This window comes from Pseudomonas sp. Irchel 3F6 (assembly GCF_900187595.1).
In the GTDB taxonomy this organism is placed as follows: domain Bacteria; phylum Pseudomonadota; class Gammaproteobacteria; order Pseudomonadales; family Pseudomonadaceae; genus Aquipseudomonas; species Aquipseudomonas siliginis.
The window spans coordinates 87,874-104,005 of sequence record NZ_FYDP01000006.1 but is presented as its reverse complement, the minus strand read 5'-3'; the positions used below and the strand labels follow the sequence as shown (position 1 = coordinate 104,005).

Annotated in this window: 16 protein-coding genes and 1 other RNA gene; 7 read left to right on the top strand and 10 right to left on the bottom strand. The window is 58.4% G+C overall.

Annotated features, from left to right (window positions below; all coding sequences use genetic code 11):
• Positions 1-214: 214 nt before the first annotated feature.
• Positions 215-568: RNase P RNA component class A (gene rnpB / locus CKW30_RS19860), an RNA gene on the bottom strand.
• A 73-nt stretch (positions 569-641) separates the two neighbouring features.
• Positions 642-1,547, bottom strand: a complete 906-nt coding sequence (gene rsmI, locus CKW30_RS19855; protein WP_016773267.1) for a 16S rRNA (cytidine(1402)-2'-O)-methyltransferase — start codon at positions 1,545-1,547, stop codon at positions 642-644.
• A 177-nt stretch (positions 1,548-1,724) separates the two neighbouring features.
• Here rsmI and CKW30_RS19850 point away from each other — a divergent pair, with 177 nt between their 5' ends.
• The 4 genes from CKW30_RS19850 (at position 1,725) to CKW30_RS19835 (ending at position 5,168) form a co-directional block, all read left to right on the top strand.
• The gene (locus CKW30_RS19850; RefSeq protein WP_095181681.1) at positions 1,725-3,536 is read left to right on the top strand and encodes a penicillin-binding protein activator; all 1,812 of its coding nucleotides are present in this window, start codon (positions 1,725-1,727) and stop codon (positions 3,534-3,536) included.
• Positions 3,536-3,898, top strand: a complete 363-nt coding sequence (locus tag CKW30_RS19845; RefSeq protein ID WP_016773265.1) for a YraN family protein — start codon at positions 3,536-3,538, stop codon at positions 3,896-3,898. Before CKW30_RS19850 ends, CKW30_RS19845 begins: the two co-directional genes overlap by 1 nt.
• Before the next feature lie 101 nt (positions 3,899-3,999).
• Positions 4,000-4,593: a phosphoheptose isomerase gene (locus tag CKW30_RS19840; protein WP_008082788.1), complete on the top strand. Its 594-nt coding sequence runs from the start codon at positions 4,000-4,002 to the stop codon at positions 4,591-4,593.
• On the top strand, positions 4,590-5,168 hold the full coding sequence (locus CKW30_RS19835) for a BON domain-containing protein (protein ID WP_095181680.1): 579 nt from the start codon (positions 4,590-4,592) through the stop codon (positions 5,166-5,168). The genes CKW30_RS19840 and CKW30_RS19835 overlap by 4 nt, the downstream gene beginning before the upstream one ends.
• Before the next feature lie 153 nt (positions 5,169-5,321).
• Here the strand turns inward: CKW30_RS19835 and CKW30_RS19830 are convergent, their stop codons facing one another.
• The 7 genes from CKW30_RS19830 to rplM all read right to left on the bottom strand — a co-directional run bounded on the left by CKW30_RS19830 (position 5,322) and on the right by rplM (position 10,211).
• On the bottom strand, positions 5,322-5,735 hold the full coding sequence (locus tag CKW30_RS19830) for a ClpXP protease specificity-enhancing factor (protein WP_016773263.1): 414 nt from the start codon (positions 5,733-5,735) through the stop codon (positions 5,322-5,324).
• A 16-nt stretch (positions 5,736-5,751) separates the two neighbouring features.
• Positions 5,752-6,369 (bottom strand): glutathione S-transferase N-terminal domain-containing protein, encoded by a 618-nt coding sequence (locus tag CKW30_RS19825; RefSeq protein WP_007961620.1) that lies wholly within the window; start codon positions 6,367-6,369, stop codon positions 5,752-5,754.
• Positions 6,370-6,515: 146 nt separating this feature from the next.
• The gene (locus tag CKW30_RS19820; RefSeq protein ID WP_016773262.1) at positions 6,516-7,298 is read right to left on the bottom strand and encodes a cytochrome c1; all 783 of its coding nucleotides are present in this window, start codon (positions 7,296-7,298) and stop codon (positions 6,516-6,518) included.
• Positions 7,298-8,509 (bottom strand): cytochrome bc complex cytochrome b subunit, encoded by a 1,212-nt coding sequence (locus tag CKW30_RS19815; protein WP_095181679.1) that lies wholly within the window; start codon positions 8,507-8,509, stop codon positions 7,298-7,300. The genes CKW30_RS19820 and CKW30_RS19815 overlap by 1 nt, the downstream gene beginning before the upstream one ends.
• Complete coding sequence (petA, locus tag CKW30_RS19810; protein ID WP_007917031.1) at positions 8,509-9,102, bottom strand: ubiquinol-cytochrome c reductase iron-sulfur subunit; 594 nt, start codon at positions 9,100-9,102, stop codon at positions 8,509-8,511. Before petA ends, CKW30_RS19815 begins: the two co-directional genes overlap by 1 nt.
• A gap of 273 nt (positions 9,103-9,375) precedes the next feature.
• Positions 9,376-9,768 (bottom strand): 30S ribosomal protein S9, encoded by a 393-nt coding sequence (gene rpsI / locus CKW30_RS19805; RefSeq protein WP_003228056.1) that lies wholly within the window; start codon positions 9,766-9,768, stop codon positions 9,376-9,378.
• Between the two features lie 14 nt (positions 9,769-9,782).
• Positions 9,783-10,211: a 50S ribosomal protein L13 gene (gene rplM / locus CKW30_RS19800; protein WP_003228062.1), complete on the bottom strand. Its 429-nt coding sequence runs from the start codon at positions 10,209-10,211 to the stop codon at positions 9,783-9,785.
• A gap of 244 nt (positions 10,212-10,455) precedes the next feature.
• On the opposite strand from rplM, the gene CKW30_RS19795 reads away from it, so the two are divergent.
• Positions 10,456-11,496 (top strand): NADP(H)-dependent aldo-keto reductase, encoded by a 1,041-nt coding sequence (locus CKW30_RS19795; RefSeq protein WP_056790225.1) that lies wholly within the window; start codon positions 10,456-10,458, stop codon positions 11,494-11,496.
• A 156-nt stretch (positions 11,497-11,652) separates the two neighbouring features.
• Here CKW30_RS19795 and CKW30_RS19790 read toward each other — a convergent pair whose 3' ends face one another.
• Positions 11,653-12,789, bottom strand: coding sequence for an acyl-CoA dehydrogenase family protein (locus tag CKW30_RS19790; protein ID WP_095181678.1), 1,137 nt, complete (start codon positions 12,787-12,789; stop codon positions 11,653-11,655).
• 250 nt (positions 12,790-13,039) lie between these two features.
• Here CKW30_RS19790 and CKW30_RS19785 point away from each other — a divergent pair, with 250 nt between their 5' ends.
• Positions 13,040-13,936: a GlxA family transcriptional regulator gene (locus tag CKW30_RS19785; RefSeq protein ID WP_163012735.1), complete on the top strand. Its 897-nt coding sequence runs from the start codon at positions 13,040-13,042 to the stop codon at positions 13,934-13,936.
• A 183-nt stretch (positions 13,937-14,119) separates the two neighbouring features.
• A complete protein-coding gene (locus CKW30_RS19780; RefSeq protein ID WP_095181677.1) occupies positions 14,120-16,069 on the top strand; it encodes an FAD-dependent oxidoreductase in 1,950 nt (649 codons plus the stop codon).
• Positions 16,070-16,132: the final 63 nt, after the last annotated feature.

Here is a 16,132-nt window from a genome sequence, read left to right as displayed (position 1 = left end):
GTCAATAACTTGATGCAGCACTGAAAGCTGCGCTCGAAAGTTAAAGTAGTTTGTTAAGAGTAAGATTTTTTCGGTATTACAAAGGCGCTTCGGCTGTTGATTGAAGCAGGGTGGGAAAAGGCTATTACCGCGTTTGCCGCTGCCGGAGTTTCAGACCAGGCCGGCTGATATTACACAGCCACGTCTTCTTTGTTTCAAGCAGGGAAAGAAAAAGGTGGAGAGTCGATCTGTAAGCCGGGTTCTGTCTTGAACAGTCATTCGTCTACGATGGCCATCACTGGACATCTTTAGCAACCTACCCGGTCCCAGCGCGGGCCACGCCTTGGGACCCTATTTGGTCTTGCTCCAAGTGGGGTTTACCTAGCCACGAACTGTTGCCAGACGTGCGGTGCGCTCTTACCGCACCTTTTCACCCTTACCGGCGCTTGCGCGCTTAGGCGGTTATTTTCTGTGGCACTTTCCGTAGGCTCACGCCTCCCAGGCATTACCTGGCACTTCGCCCTATGGAGCCCGGACTTTCCTCCCCCCCCTAATTTTCATAGAGGGCAGCGACTGTCCGATCGACTCTCCGCCGCGAAGGTTAACGGCAGAGCGCCGGAAGAACAAGCGCTAAAACCCTCCAGACCGCCATGGGCGACGGCTTACACGCCTTTCTGTTTATCCAGCGCGACCTGATACAGCACGTTTTTGCGCTCGCCGGTGATTTGCGCTGCCAGTGCGGCGGCGCGCTTGAGCGGCATTTCCTCCAATAGCAGATCGAGGATGCGCATGGCTTCGCTGCTGACCGCGTCCTCCGACTCCGGCGCCGTCCAGCCGGCCACCAGCACCACGCACTCGCCGCGCTGCTGATTGCTGTCGGACTCGACGAACGCACGCAGTTCGCTGAGCGGCAGGCCTTTGAGGGTTTCGAAGGTTTTGGTGATTTCCCGCGCCAGCAGAGCCTGACGCTCGCCGCCAAACACTGCTTCCATATCCTGCAGGCATTCGAGAATGCGATGCGGCGCCTCATAGAAAATCAGGGTGCGCGGCTCTTCTTTGACTGCTTCCAGCCGCGCCTTGCGCCCGACCGACTTGGCCGGCAGAAAACCTTCGAAGATAAAACGGTCGGACGGCAAGCCCGCCGCCGACAGCGCTGCGATCAACGCACAGGCACCCGGCACGGGCACTACGTTGATGCCGGCCGCACGGGCCTGACGCACCAGGTGATAACCCGGATCGGAAATCAGCGGCGTACCGGCATCGGAGATCAGCGCGACGTTGTCGCCCGCCAACAACCGGGTAATAAAGCGGCTACCCTCATCCCGTTCGTTGTGTTCGTGACATGCGGCCAAGGGCGTGCCTATGCCGAAGTGCTGCATCAGGCGCGCCGAATGCCGGGTATCTTCCGCTGCAATCAGGGCCACTTCACGGAGGATTTTCAAGGCCCGGGCGCTGATGTCGTCCAGGTTGCCGATGGGCGTCGCCACCACATAAAGCGAGCCAGCAGCGGAATTCAAAGGACCTGGAGCAGTCAAAGCGCACACCTCGTGATCGGTAAAAGCGGCCATTGTAGCGCGTCATGAGGCTTGCGATGCGCTCCGGCCGAGTGTGGTTTTTCGCCCGGTTGTGCGCTGCCGCAACATTTACTCCAGCTAAATTGACCGATTCACGCCAGTAACATCGCGCCCCGGCCAGTGCTTGGGTACAATTCCACGCTAATTTGATCGAGTATCAGGAACACTTACATGATCGCTTGCCTGCGGCTGTTCACTGCCCTCTGCCTCGCTGCCTTGTTGGCCGCGTGTGCCAGCTCCCCTTCCTCCAGCCTTGGCGAACTTCCACGGACTCCGGACGCCAGCATCGAGCAACTGCTCGAACAGGCTGCCCAGGCTAAAACCCCGGAACAAGCCGCCCTGCTGCGCCTGAGCGCAGCAGACCAGGCTTATCGCCAAGGCAATGCCGGCCAGTCCGCGCAAATCCTGCAACAAGTGCCGGTGGAGCAACTCAAGCCAGGCCAGCAGATTTTCGCCAATACGCTGTCCGCCGAACTGGCCATGACGCGCAATCAGCCTAAAGCTGCGCTGACCGCCCTGAGCCATCCGAGCTTCCAGAAGCTCAGCGAAATGCCGGAAGAGCAGCAAGTGCGCACTGGCACTGTTCACGCCCGCGCCCTTGAAGCCGATGGCCAGACGCTGGCCGCTGCCCGTGAGCGTGTGTTCATTGCACCGATGCTGGAAGGCGAAGCGGCGAGCAAGAACCACGAAGCGATCTGGACCCTGATCGCTTCGCTGCCAACCGATCAATTGCAACCGAACAACACCGACGATCTCGGCGGTTGGATGGCTCTGGCGCAAGCGGTGAAAACCGCAGGCACGCTGGAACAGCAACAAGCCGCGATCGACAACTGGCGTGCGCAGAATCCAAAGCACCCGGCGGCGATCAACCTGCCGCTGCCGCTGACCAAGCTCAAGGAACTGGCCAGCCAGCCACTGAGCAAAATCGCCCTGCTGCTGCCACAGGACGGCCAGTTGGCGTCGGTCGGCAAAGCGCTGCGTGAAGGCTTCATGGCCGCGCATTATCAGGCGCAACAGGCCGGCCAGAACCCACCTGCCATCGAGTTCTACGACAGCTCGAAGCTGACTTCGATGGACGAGTTCTATCGCAAGGCTCAGGCTGACGGCGTGCAACTGGTAGTCGGCCCGCTGGAAAAACCACTGGTCAAGCAACTGAGCACTCGCCCGCAACTGCCAATCACCACCCTGGCGCTGAACTACAGCGAAGGCGAGCAAGGCCCGGCGCAGTTGTTCCAGTTCGGCCTGGCGGCTGAAGACGAAGCTCGCGAAGTTTCCCGTCGCGCTCGTGCCGACGGCCTGCACCGCGCCGCTATCATGGTACCGAAGGGCGAATGGGGCGATCGCGTCCTGCGTGCCTTCAGCCAGGACTGGCAAGCCAATGGCGGCAGCATCGTTGCCACCGAGCGTGTCGATCAGCCGGTGCAACTGGCCCAGCAGATCGCCGACATGTTCCAGCTGCGCCAGAGCGAAGCCCGCGCCAAGAGCCTGCAGAATGTTGCCGGCACCAATGTCGCCGCGCAGCCTTCGCGTCGTCAGGACATCGAATTCATCTTCTTGGCCGCCACGCCGCAACAGGCCCAGCAGATCAAGCCGACCCTGAACTTCCAGTACGCCGGTGACGTGCCGGTCTACGCGACCTCCCACGTCTACAGCGCCAGCGGCGACGTCAATCAGTACAACGATATGAACGGCATTCGCTTCTGCGAAACCCCATGGCTGCTGGAAACCAGCGATCCGCTGCGCCAGCAAGTGGCCGCGCAGTGGCCGCAAGCCAATGGCAGCCTCGGCCGCCTGTACGCCATGGGCGCCGATGCCTATCGCCTGGCACCGCGCCTGGGTCAACTCAAGGCCCTGCCGGACAGCCGCATCGAAGGTCAGTCGGGCAGCCTCGGCATGACCCAGACCCAGCGCGTTGTGCGCCAGTTGCCGTGGGCACAGTTCGTCAGCGGTCAGGTGCAGCGTCTGCCGGACACCCCGCGCTGATGCCCGACAGGTCACGCTCGCAAAGCGGCAAGGATGCCGAGCGCCAGGCGCTCGAACATCTGCAACAACAAGGGCTGCGCCTGCTGGCGCAGAACTGGTTATGCAAACGCGGCGAGCTTGATCTGGTCATGCTTGATGGCGATACAGTAGTATTCGTTGAAGTTCGCTACAGAAAAAACACTCAATGGGGTGGCGCGCTCGCCAGTATCGACGAGCGCAAGCAGCAGAAACTGATCTTTGCAGCACAGTATTTTCTTCAGCGCGAGTCGCGTTGGGCCAATTCCCCCTGCCGCTTCGATGTGGTGGCAATCGACAGCCACCCGAATCAGCTGAACTGGTTGCAGAATGCTTTCGACAGTTGATTGCCTGCACCCAGCCCCGTTTTCGTCCCACACATTTTGCTCTTTGCTTTGCCGGCTGCACATTCACGTGCCGAACAGCCGCGCCACTTAAGGTCACACAGATGGACATGCAATCCCGAATTCGCCAGCTTTTTCAGGCCAGTATCGACACCAAGCAACAGGCGATGGACGTACTTGCACCGCACATCGAGCAAGCCAGTCAGATCATGGTCAACGCCCTGCTCAACGAAGGCAAAATGCTCTCGTGCGGCAACGGTGGTTCGGCCGGCGATGCCCAGCATTTTTCTTCGGAGCTGCTCAACCGCTTCGAGCGCGAGCGTCCGAGCCTGCCGGCGATTGCGCTGACCACCGACACTTCGACGATCACCTCGATCGCCAACGATTACAGCTACAACGAAGTGTTCTCCAAGCAGATCCGCGCGCTCGGCCAGCCGGGCGATGTATTGCTGGCGATTTCGACCAGCGGCAACTCGGCGAACATTATTCAAGCAATCCAGGCCGCACATGATCGCGAAATGATTGTCGTAGCTTTGACCGGACGCGATGGCGGCGGCATGGCGTCGCTGCTGTTGCCCGAGGACGTCGAGATTCGCGTACCGGCCAACGTCACTGCACGTATTCAGGAAGTCCACTTGCTGGCGATCCATTGCCTTTGCGATCTGATCGACAGCCAACTGTTCGGGAGTGAAGAATGACCCCTAATCGCCTTGGCCTTCTGGCCTTGACCCTGTGCCTCGGCATCAGCGGCTGCACCTCGGTGGTAAATGCCAGCCGTGAAGCGCCGATCGAAGACGACCGTGGCACGCGCACCTTCGGCAGCAAGATCGACGACTCGCTGATCGAGACCAAAGCAGGCGTGAACATCGCCAAGGCCGATCCGGCCCTGGACAACGACTCGCACATCGTCATCACCAGTTTCAACGGCGTGGTCCTGCTCGCCGGCCAGACGCCACGCGAAGACCTCAAGGCCAAAGCCGAACAGGCCGCCGCCAATGTCCAGCGCGTGAAGAAGGTGCATAACGAACTGCAAGTGCTGCAACCGTCCTCCCTGCTCGCGCGCCAGAATGACGCGTGGCTGACCACCAAAATCAAGACCCAGATGCTCACCGACCCCAGCATCCCCGGCTCGCGTATCAAGGTCGTGACCGAGAATGGCATCGTCTATCTGCTGGGTCTGCTGACCAAACAGGAAGCCACTCAGGCAACCAATCTGGTTCAGGGTGTGTCCGGTGTGCAGAAGATCGTGAAGCTGTTCGAATACATCGACTGACCTGATTACGCGGGAGCTGTGTAGGAGCTGACGAGTGCATCGAGGCTGCGATCTTTTGATCTTGCTTTTAAAAATCAAAAGATCGCAGCCTCCGGCAGCTCCTACACGACCAAGGCAGACATAAAAAAGGCGATCCATCCGGATCGCCTTTTTTTATTTCACAACCTTCAAGCTTGGCCGGCCACTCGGACGTGGCGGCTCGCTGCCCGGTGGCGGCGAGTCGTCATCCGGATCGATGTCTTCCTCGTCGTCCATCGGCAACTCGAGGTCAAACACCATGCCCTGGCCGTTCTCCCGGGCGTAGATGCCCAGGATCGCGCTGATCGGCACGTAGAGACTGTGCGGAACACCGCCGAAGCGGCCTTCGAACGTCACCACGTCGTTATCCATGTGCAGATGACGCACGGCACTCGGCGAGATGTTCAGGACGATCTGGCCGTCACTGGCAAAACCCTGTGGCACCTGCACCGCCGGGTACTCGGAGTTGACCAGCATGTGCGGGGTGCAATCGTTATCCACAATCCACTCGTAGAGCGCGCGGACCAGATAAGGTCGACTGGAGTTCATAGCGGCTCCTTAAGCCTTAGCGCATATCGCGTTCGACACCAGACAGACTTGCCTGGAAAGCCTCACGCGCAAACTGACGCTCCATATAATCAAGCAGCGGCTTGGCCGGCCGCGGCAGTTCAATACCCAGAATCGGCAAACGCCAGAGTATGGGTAATAGGCAGCAATCCACCAGACTTTGTTCCTCACTGAGGAAGAACGGTTTGTCGGCGAACAGCGGCGAAACGCCGGTCAGGCTTTCGCGCAGTTCCTTGCGCGCCACGACCCGTGCAGCCTCTTTGCTCTTGGGATCCAGAATCAGATCCACCAGCCCGCACCAGTCACGCTGAATCCTGTGGATCAGCAGACGACTGTTGGCCCGCGCCACCGGATAAACCGGCATCAGCGGCGGGTGCGGGTAACGCTCATCCAGATACTCCATCACCACGGTCGACTCCCACAACGCCAGGTCACGATCGACCAGCGTCGGCAGACTGCCGTAAGGGTTCACCTCAATCAGTTTAGGCGGCTGGCGGCCCGCTTCCACGTAGATGATTTCGGCGCTGACACCCTTCTCTGCAAGCACGATGCGCACTCGGTGGGAATAGTGGTCGGCGGGGTCGGAGTAACAGGCCAACCGATTGGTCACGCCCATGGCGATCCTCCTCGCTTGTTGAATTTGTCGGAACCGGAAAAACGCGCGCGCCCAGAGAGCACCTCCCGCAGGGTCTGACTGAGCAGACCCTGCTTTAGCGGAGGCGCCCTTGGGCGCGCGCGATTAACAGCAATGCTTGAAGCGTATCAGTGCACGTCTTTCCAGTATTCACGCTTGAGCAGGTAGGCGAACACAAAGAAGAACGCCAGGTACAGCAAGACATAAGTACCGATGCGCTGATGTTGCAGCTTAACCGGGTTAGCCGAGTAAGCCAGGAAGGTTACCAGATTCTTGACCTTCTCATCGAACTGCTCTTCGTTCAGAGCACCGGACTTCGGCACGATGGTCAACTGATCACACGCTTCATGAGTCAGCGGCGTGCCGGTCAGCGGATCGTATTGCTTCTTGCCGTCCTCGACGATCTGCACCTGCTTGCAGCCGACGACCTGCCGACCTTGCAGGCCGACCAGCACGTTAGGCATGCCGACGTTCGGGAAGACCTTGTTGTTCACGCCCCATGGACGCGCCGGGTCTTCGTAGAACGACTTCAGGTAACCGTACAGCCAGTCGGTGCCGCGTACCCGCGCTACCAGAGTCAGGTCCGGCGGCGCCGCGCCGAACCAGGTCTTGGCGTCGGCCGGCTGCATGCCGATGTTCATGTGGTCGCCAATCTTGGCACCGGTGAATACCAGCTTCTCCAGCATCAGCTCGTGCGGGATGCCAAGGTCATCGGCGACGCGCTCGTAACGCTGGAACTTGGCACTGTGACAACCCATGCAATAGTTGGCAAAGGTCCGCGCACCATCCTGCAGGGCGGCTTTGTCGGAGACGTCGATATCGACACTTTCCAGTTCCGGACCATGGCCCCCGGCAGCAAAAGCCAGGGAAGGCAGCGCAGTAAAAATCAGAGCAAGAAATAACTTTTTCATCAGCCAGTCACCCTTTCCGGAACCGGTTTGGTCTTCTCGAGCCGGGTGTAGAACGGCATCAGAATGAAGTACGCGAAATACAGGAAGGTGCAGACCTGCGACAGCAACGTGCGCCCCGGCGTTGGCGCAAGAACACCGAGAACGCCGAGAATCACGAAGGAAATGCAGAACACCACCAGCCAGATTTTGCTCAACCAGCCCTTGTAGCGCATCGACCTCACCGGGCTGCGATCCAGCCATGGCAGCACGAACAACACCGCAATCGCCGCACCCATGGCGATAACGCCCATGAGCTTATCCGGCACCGCGCGCAGGATTGCGTAGAACGGAGTGAAGTACCAGACCGGGGCAATATGCTCAGGCGTCTTGAACGGGTTAGCCGGCTCGAAGTTTGGTTTTTCGAGGAAGTAGCCGCCCATTTCCGGGAAGAAGAACACAATGAAGCAGAAGATGAACAGGAACACCACGACGCCGACAATGTCCTTCACCGTGTAGTACGGGTGGAACGCGATGCCGTCCAGCGGGATGCCGTTTTCGTCTTTGTGCTTCTTGATATCGACGCCGTCAGGGTTGTTCGAGCCCACTTCGTGCAGCGCCAGAATGTGCAACACCACCAGACCGAGAATCACGATCGGCAGCGCAACAACGTGCAAGGCGAAGAAGCGGTTCAGGGTGATTCCTGAGATCAGATAGTCACCACGAATCCACTGGGTCAGGTCATCGCCGATCAGCGGAATCGCACCGAACAGCGAGATGATCACCTGGGCGCCCCAGTACGACATCTGGCCCCACGGCAGCAGGTAACCCATGAACGCTTCGGCCATCAGCGCCAGGTAGATCAGCATGCCGAACACCCAGACCAGCTCGCGCGGTTTCTGGTACGAGCCGTAGAGCAGGCCGCGGAACATGTGCAGATAGACGACGATGAAAAACGCCGAAGCGCCGGTCGAGTGCAGCAGACGCAGGATCGAACCGTACTCGACGTCGCGCATGATGTATTCGACGGAAGCAAATGCCTCTTCTGCCGACGGCGTATAGCTCATCGTCAGCCAGACGCCAGTAACGATCTGGTTGACCAGCACCAGGAGCGCCAGCGAGCCGAAGAAATAGAAGAAGTTGAAGTTTTTTGGTGCGTAATATTTGCTGAGATGGTCTTCCCACATTTTGGTCGCGGGAAAGCGCGCATCAACCCAATCCATGAACTTGCTCATCACGCTTTCTCCGTATCGACGCCAATGACAATCAGGTCATCGGTCTCATAGGAATGCGGGGGAACTGGCAGGTTCAAAGGCGCAGGTTGCGACTTGTAGACGCGGCCAGCCAGATCGTAGTGGGAGCCGTGGCACGGGCAGAAATAGCCGCCTACCCAGTCCTTGCCCAGATCCGCAGGTGCCACTTCGGGACGGAAGGTCGGTGAGCAACCCAGGTGCGTACAGATCCCGATCAGCAGGAGAATTTCCGGCTTGATCGAACGTACTTCCGGGTCGACATAAGTGGGTTGCGTGGAGTTTTTGGAGGTCGGATCGGAGAGCTGACCCTCGATCTTCTTGAGATTCCCCAGGATTTCCTCGGTACGGCGGACAATGAACACCGGCTGGCCGCGCCATTCAGCAATCATCTGCTGGCCTGGCTCGATTTTGCTGACATTCACTTTCACCGGTGCACCGGCAGCTTTCGCCTTGGCACTGGGAAACCATGACCCCACGAACGGGACCGCAGCCCCCACCGCTCCTGCAGCACCCACCACGGATGTGGCTGCCACCAGGAAGCGACGCCGGCCTGCATTCACGCCGTCATTGCTCATTCAGTCCTCTCCCATCAGCTTTTTTGGCCTGTTAAATCAGGCGTCTACTAAATAAATCAAATGTTACTTATAAAAATTTTGCCCGAATGGTAATGAAAACCCCCAATTCTGACAAGGTTAATTCCCTGGGGCTCAACCCCTCAAGCCTTGGAGTATAGGGGGTCTACGGCTGTGGCAAGTTGTCACAACGCAATTCTTTGATAAATCGCACGCATAAAAAAACGCCCGCTTCCGTGAGGAGGCGGGCGTTCTTTTTTGAACGTGGAAGCGGAATTAACGCTTCGAGTACTGCGGACGCTTACGCGCTTTACGCAGACCAACTTTCTTACGTTCAACTTCACGGGCGTCGCGGGTAACGAAGCCAGCTTTGCGCAGAGCGCTACGCAGGGTTTCGTCGTAGTCCATCAGAGCGCGGGTGATGCCGTGGCGGATTGCGCCAGCCTGACCACTTACACCACCGCCGATCACGGTGACGTAGATGTCGAACTTCTCGACAGTCTCGGTCAGCTCCAGCGGCTGACGAACTACCATGCGGGCAGTTTCGCGGCCGAAGAAGTTATCCAGCGAACGGTTGTTGATGGAGATGTTACCAGTACCCGGACGCAGGAAAACGCGTGCGGTTGCGGTCTTGCGACGGCCAGTGCCGTAATTTTGAGTCGCCGACATAATGAACTATTCCGTTAAATCTTCAGTTCTTGGGGCTGCTGAGCAGTATGAGGGTGTGCAGCGCCCGCATAGACTTTCAGCTTACGGTACATGTCGCGACCCAGAGGGTTTTTAGGCAGCATGCCTTTAACCGCGGTCTCGATCACGCGCTCAGGGGCTTTGGCGATCAGCTTTTCAAAGTTGATCGACTTGATGCCGCCCGGGAAACCGGAGTGGGAGTAGTACATTTTGTCAGTGGTTTTAGCGCCGGTAACACGGATCTGCTCGGCGTTGATGACGACGATGTAGTCGCCGGTGTCAACGTGAGGAGTGTACTCAGGCTTGTGCTTGCCACGCAGACGGCTCGCGATTTCGGTGGCCAGACGACCCAGGGTCTGACCAGCAGCGTCGACGACAAACCAGTCGCGCTTTACTGTTTCCGGTTTAGCAGTAAAAGTTTTCATTCTTTATAGCCTCAGGGGCCGCCTGTAAATAAGACGGCGGATCTTACTGAATAGTGCGTACTTTGACAAGTCAAAGGCAGCCGGATACAGACGCTTTCGGGGGCTCGGGTCGGCGCGTCCGTTCAACGGCAAGATTCTTCGGCGGCGGCGCATCACTTCCACTGCAGAAAGAGGTCGGCAATTATGCAGATTGCGAAAAATTTTTCAACCTGCTTTTATGATTGTTTTGCCCAAGGAGCACCCGATGGACTATCGCCAGCTAGGCCGTACCGATCTGAACGTGAGTGCAATCTGCCTCGGCACCATGACCTGGGGCGAGCAAAACACTGAAGCTGAAGCCTTCGCCCAGATCGAAAGGGCCAAGGAAGCCGGGATCAATTTCCTCGACACTGCCGAAATGTATCCGGTGCCGCCCAAAGCCGAAACCTACGCCACCACCGAGCGCTACATCGGCAATTACTTCAAGAGTCGCGGTGACCGTGCCGACTGGATCCTCGCCAGCAAGATCGCCGGCCCCGGCAACACCATCGACTACATCCGCGACAAGAACCTGCGCCACAACCGCCAGCACATCACCGAGGCGCTGGACGGCAGTCTCAAGCGCCTGCAGACCGATTACATCGATCTGTACCAACTGCACTGGCCGGAACGCAGCACCAACTTTTTCGGACAGCTGGGCTACAAGCACAAGATCGAAGCCAACCTGACGCCGCTGGAAGACACCCTCGAAGCCCTCGACGAGCAGGTGAAGGCCGGCAAGATCCGCCACATCGGTCTGTCCAACGAGACGCCGTGGGGCACCATGCGCTTTCTGGCTCTGGCCGAAGCCCGTGGCTGGCCGCGTGCAGTGTCGATCCAGAACCCGTACAACCTGCTCAACCGCAGCTTCGAAGTCGGCTTGGCCGAGATCGCCATCCGCGAACAGTGCGGCCTGCTCGCCTATTCGCCGCTGGCGTTCGGTTTCCTCTCCGGCAAGTACGAGGGTGGCGCCCGTCCAGCGAAAGGACGCCTGAGCCTCTACAGCCGCTTCAGCCGCTATTTCAACCCGCAATCCGAAGCGGCGTGCAGCCGTTACGTAGCCCTGGCCCGTGAACACGGTCTGGACCCGGCACAAATGGCCCTGGCCTTCGTGACCCAGCAACCGTTCGTCACCAGCAACATCATTGGCGCGACGACGCTTGAGCAACTGGACAGCAACATTGCCAGTTTTGATCTGAAACTGTCCGATGAAGTGTTGGCCGGGATCGAGGCGATTCACAAGGATCATCCGAATCCGGCGCCGTAACTGACCGCCAAAAGCTTCGCGAACAGGCTCGCTCCCACAGTGGAACACTGTACCTGTGGGAGCGAGCCTGCTCGCGAAGAGGCCAGTCGGATTACCTCAACAGCGGAACGCGGAGCGTCCCCGGCGGCATTCCCACGCAGAGCGTAGGAACGATCATCAAAGCGACCGCGCAATAATCTCTTTCATGATTTCATTGGTGCCGGCATAAATCCGCTGCACCCGCGCATCCGCCCACGCCCGGGCCACCGGGTATTCCCACATGAAGCCGCAGCCGCCGTGCAGTTGCACGCATTCGTCGAGCACTTTGCATTGCAGGTCGGTGCCCCAATATTTGGCCATCGCCGCCGTCGGCACATCGAGTTTGCCTTGCAGATGCAACTCCAGGCAGCGGTCGACAAAAACCCGGCCGATCTGGATCTCGGTAGCCATCTCGGCCAGTTTGAAGCGGGTGTTCTGGAAATCGGCAATCGACTTGCCGAACGCCTTGCGATCACGGGTGTAATCCAGCGTCCATTGCAACGCCGCTTCAGCCGAGGCCAGGCCGCCAATCGCCACGGTCAGGCGCTCTTGCGGTAACTCCTGCATCAGATAGGCAAACCCGGCCCCCGCCTGGCCGAGAAGGTTCTCCTTCGGCACGCGCACGTCCTGGAAGAACAGTTCCGAGGTGTCCTGCGCCTTCATGCCGACCTTCTCCAAGCGCTTGCCCTTCTCGAAGCCCGGCGTATTCGCCTCCACCAGAAACAGGCTGGTGCCCTTGGCCCCGGCCTTCGGGTCGGTCTTGGCCACCACGATGACCAGATCAGCCAGAAAGCCGTTGGTGATAAAGGTTTTCGAGCCGTTGATCACATATTCGTCACCGTCGAGCACCGCCGTGGTTTTCACCCCTTGCAGGTCGGAACCCGCCCCTGGCTCGGTCATGGCAATCGCCGTGACCATTTCGCCCGAGACCAGTTTCGGCAGGTACTTGTGCTTCAGCGCTTCGCTGCCGTAATGCAGGATGTACGGCGCGACGATATCCGAGTGCAGGGAAAAGCCGATGCCGGTGAGTCCCAGGCGCCCGACTTCTTCAATCACCACGGTGCTGTAGAGGAAATCCGCGCCCAGCCCACCGTACTCCTCCGGCAGATGCGAACAAAGCATCCCCGCCTCCCCCGCCTTGTTCCACAGTGCGCGATCGATGTGCCCCTGCTTCTCCCACTGCGCGTGATACGGCACGGCCTCTTTTTCGAGGAAAGTTCGCACGCTGTCGCGGAACAATTCGTGTTCGGGGCTGAACAGGGTTCTAGGGATCATGCGGCACCTTTCTTTGTTGTTGGAGGGATTCGGCTCTCAGAGACTAAGCCCCGCTTCCGCTACGGGACACTGGACACATCCGACAAAAAATAAGACGATCCAGCCGTCTGGTGACCACTTTCCCTTATAAAAACAAAACAAAAGTTGAATTATGTCTAAGCACGTCTCCCCGCCCTTGCGGCGCGTCAGCATCCTGGCCATCGACCGGGTTTTCGCTTACACCCTCATGCAGGCCAAGGATTTTTTCCATGTGGCCAGCCTGCGTTACGGCAAACAACTGGGCCACGGCCTGACACCGGCGTTTGAAACGCGCCTGGTCAGCCCGGATGGCAAACCGGTGAAAAGCTTCAGCGACGTGGTCATGCCGGTCGACGGTGGCCTGGAAAACGCCGATGTGATCATCCTCCCGGCGTTCTGGGACGACTTCGATACCCTGTGCGGCCGTTACCCGCAGATCCTGCCATGGCTGCGCGAACAGCATGCGCGCGGTGCGGTGTTGTGCGGCGAAGCTACCGGGGTGTTCTGGCTCGCCGAAGCCGGGCTGCTCAACGGCAAGGAAGCGACCACCTACTGGCGCTTCTTCAATGCCTTCGCCGAACGTTTCCCCAAGGTCTATCTGAATCAGGACAAGCACCTGACCGACGCCGACAATCTCTACTGCGCCGGCGGTACTACCTCGGCCTGCGATCTCTATATCTATCTGATCGAACGCTTCTGCGGCGCGAACGTGGCGCAAGCCGTGGCCCGCGACATCCTCTACGAAGTGCAGCGCAGCTATTCGCCGGGACGTATCGGTTTCGGTGGGCAGAAGCTGCATCAGGACGTGATCATCTTGCAGATCCAGCAGTGGCTCGAAGAGCATTTCGCCGACAAGTTCCGCTTCGAAGACGTCGCCCGCGAGCACGGCATGAGCATCCGCAACTTCATGCGCCGCTTCCAGACCGCCACCGGCGACAAACCGCTGCACTACTTGCAGCGCCTGCGCATCGAGACGGCCAAGGGCTTGCTTTCGGGCACGCGCAAGAGCATCAAGACCATCAGTTATGAGGTCGGTTACGACGATGCGAGCTTCTTCGCGCGACTGTTCCGCCAGCACACCGAACTGTCGCCTAACCAGTATCGGCAACAGTTTCAGCAGGCTGCGTAAACTTCCGCCAGACTGACGTCCCTGTGGGTGTAGTCCTTCCACGGGGACCGACTTGTAAGTTGTGATTCGTCCGACACAAATGAACGAAAACAGAACAGCGTCTGGCTGTGTTTTACGACTGTTCGGACGTGCCTGCGCCGACCAGACTACTTCCCAAGCACATCGCATCAGGGAAGATCAACAGTGACCATCGGCTCCAGCTACAACTATCCCTCACAGGCTCCTGGCCTTGAAAAACGCAAAAAACGTTCGCCACAGGACAACTGGAAAGCCCGTTTCCCCAATCCGCCGGACCTGTGTTTTGACTACCGCGCGTTACTGGAGCAGCCAGGCGGAATCGCCCGAGCGACTGATTCGAGCCATCGAATCTGCATCATCGGCGCAGGCATCACAGGCCTGACGGCAGCGAGAGAATTGCTGCGCTGCGGCTTCACCCAGATCACGCTGATCGAACAGTCCTCGCGAATCGGCGGCAGGCACCTGACCGTTCCCGGCAGTCCTCAATCCAAGGCCAGCCATACCCCGTTCGAAATGGGTGCGATGCGTATGCCTTTGTTCAATCGCGAAGGAGAATCGCCGAAGGAAGGTCGTTCGCTGATGGCCTACTACGCGACGATATTCGACCTGGCCCTTTCAGACTTTGCCAATCCCGGCAGCCAATGGGTCAAATCAACCGGCATCTATCTGCGCGAGGGCAGCCTGTCAGAGCAGGCTACGCCGCAAATGCTTATCTGGAAAAACGCCGACGGTCAGACCCGCCCTCCCGGCGAGGAGCTGCAAGCGGTGTATGCAAAATGGAGAGCGTTCGCCGACCGCATGACCCGGCACGTTTGCGACAGTTATGCGAGCGAGGAATGGGAGTCCATGTGGGCAGCTATTGTCGCCAGGTATCACGCCATTTCCTTCCGTGATCTGGTGAGCATGCCGGTGCTGCAACGCTGGGAAAAAGACGCGCCGGGCGATTTTGGCGGGATGGGAATGTCGCCAGAGGAATCGGCCATTTTTTATGCCATCGGCATCGGTGACGGCAGCTGGGGCGCATTTTATGACGTCTGTGCACTGTACCCGCTGCGCACTGCCATATTCGGGTTCAGCAGTCACTTGCAACTGGTGCTGGGTCGGGTAGATGAACAAGGCGATCCTCTGCCTGACTCACCGCATATCCGCAGCAATGCGGTTTTCGATTCAACCGGCCTGCAGTTTGAAGGCCCGCGCTACCTCGGTCTCGCGGCGCTGAGTGAAAGCCTTATGTTCATCAAACCTGATGAAACAGCGATGTCTTTCCACGAACACAGCCTGCAATACCGCGAAGGTTTGCTGACTGATAGCGCCGTCACTCGGCTGAAAAAGCTCGACAGCGGTAAAACCCGTGTCTACTACAACTGGAAGCAAAGTCGCCCCCATCAGGCCCAGGAACATTTCAGCGATTATGACTCCGTGATCATGACGCTGCCTTCGTGGTTGATCGAAACACGAATCAGGCTTGAAAACTTCACTGCACAAATGCTGCCGTTCGAAACGATCAATGCGTACAAGACTGCACATTGGGAAACCAGCTGCAAAGTGTTCGCGCCGCTGAAGAAATCCTTCCTGTCCGGCAATACCGCCATCCCCCAAGCGATCGTCACGGACAGTTTTATCCACGATGTTTATACCTACCGCTATAACGATCACTACAACTACGACTGCATTCTTCTCAGTTACACCTGGGAAGATGACGCTACCAAACTCTGCTGTTTCAGCGACAAGGAGCTGGTCGCCAAATGTGCCGAAGAACTTGATCGAATCCTGATGAACTGCAGCAATATCGGGCAGCGCATCTCGCCTTTCATTGGCCTCAATCAGGCCGTCGTACAGCGCTGGATCACCGATAAGAACTCACTGGGGTGCGCCAAACTTTACCGCCCCGGCGCCTACTACGACGCTGTAAGCCTGATGAAATACAACCGCGACTATTCCAGTGTTTCCGGGCTGTATCTTTCTGGCGAGTCGTTTTCAGTGGATGCCGGCTGGACCGAGCCCTGCTTTCGCGGTGCCATCGATGCGGTGATTCATATTTGCGAAAAAACCTCGGCGCAGTTCAATGGCGGCTTCCAGATAACCGACTATCCACACTACCAGGCCGGACCATGAAGTTTTCAGTCACGCAATTCAGCGTCCTGAACGTGCATCGTCGATATGTGTTTAATCGTCCTA

Coding starts and splice junctions, on each gene's coding strand:
- CKW30_RS19850 (WP_095181681.1), top strand. CDS start 1,725: ATGATCGCTTGCCTGCGGCTGTTCACTGCCCTCTGCCTCGCTGCCTTG.
- CKW30_RS19845 (WP_016773265.1), top strand. CDS start 3,536: ATGCCCGACAGGTCACGCTCGCAAAGCGGCAAGGATGCCGAGCGCCAG.
- CKW30_RS19830 (WP_016773263.1), bottom strand. CDS start 5,735: ATGAACTCCAGTCGACCTTATCTGGTCCGCGCGCTCTACGAGTGGATT.
- CKW30_RS19825 (WP_007961620.1), bottom strand. CDS start 6,369: ATGGGCGTGACCAATCGGTTGGCCTGTTACTCCGACCCCGCCGACCAC.
- CKW30_RS19815 (WP_095181679.1), bottom strand. CDS start 8,509: ATGAGCAAGTTCATGGATTGGGTTGATGCGCGCTTTCCCGCGACCAAA.
- CKW30_RS19790 (WP_095181678.1), bottom strand. CDS start 12,789: ATGATCCCTAGAACCCTGTTCAGCCCCGAACACGAATTGTTCCGCGAC.
- petA (WP_007917031.1), bottom strand. CDS start 9,102: ATGAGCAATGACGGCGTGAATGCAGGCCGGCGTCGCTTCCTGGTGGCA.
- CKW30_RS19840 (WP_008082788.1), top strand. CDS start 4,000: ATGGACATGCAATCCCGAATTCGCCAGCTTTTTCAGGCCAGTATCGAC.
- CKW30_RS19835 (WP_095181680.1), top strand. CDS start 4,590: ATGACCCCTAATCGCCTTGGCCTTCTGGCCTTGACCCTGTGCCTCGGC.
- rpsI (WP_003228056.1), bottom strand. CDS start 9,768: ATGTCGGCGACTCAAAATTACGGCACTGGCCGTCGCAAGACCGCAACC.
- CKW30_RS19795 (WP_056790225.1), top strand. CDS start 10,456: ATGGACTATCGCCAGCTAGGCCGTACCGATCTGAACGTGAGTGCAATC.
- rsmI (WP_016773267.1), bottom strand. CDS start 1,547: ATGGCCGCTTTTACCGATCACGAGGTGTGCGCTTTGACTGCTCCAGGT.
- CKW30_RS19820 (WP_016773262.1), bottom strand. CDS start 7,298: ATGAAAAAGTTATTTCTTGCTCTGATTTTTACTGCGCTGCCTTCCCTG.
- rplM (WP_003228062.1), bottom strand. CDS start 10,211: ATGAAAACTTTTACTGCTAAACCGGAAACAGTAAAGCGCGACTGGTTT.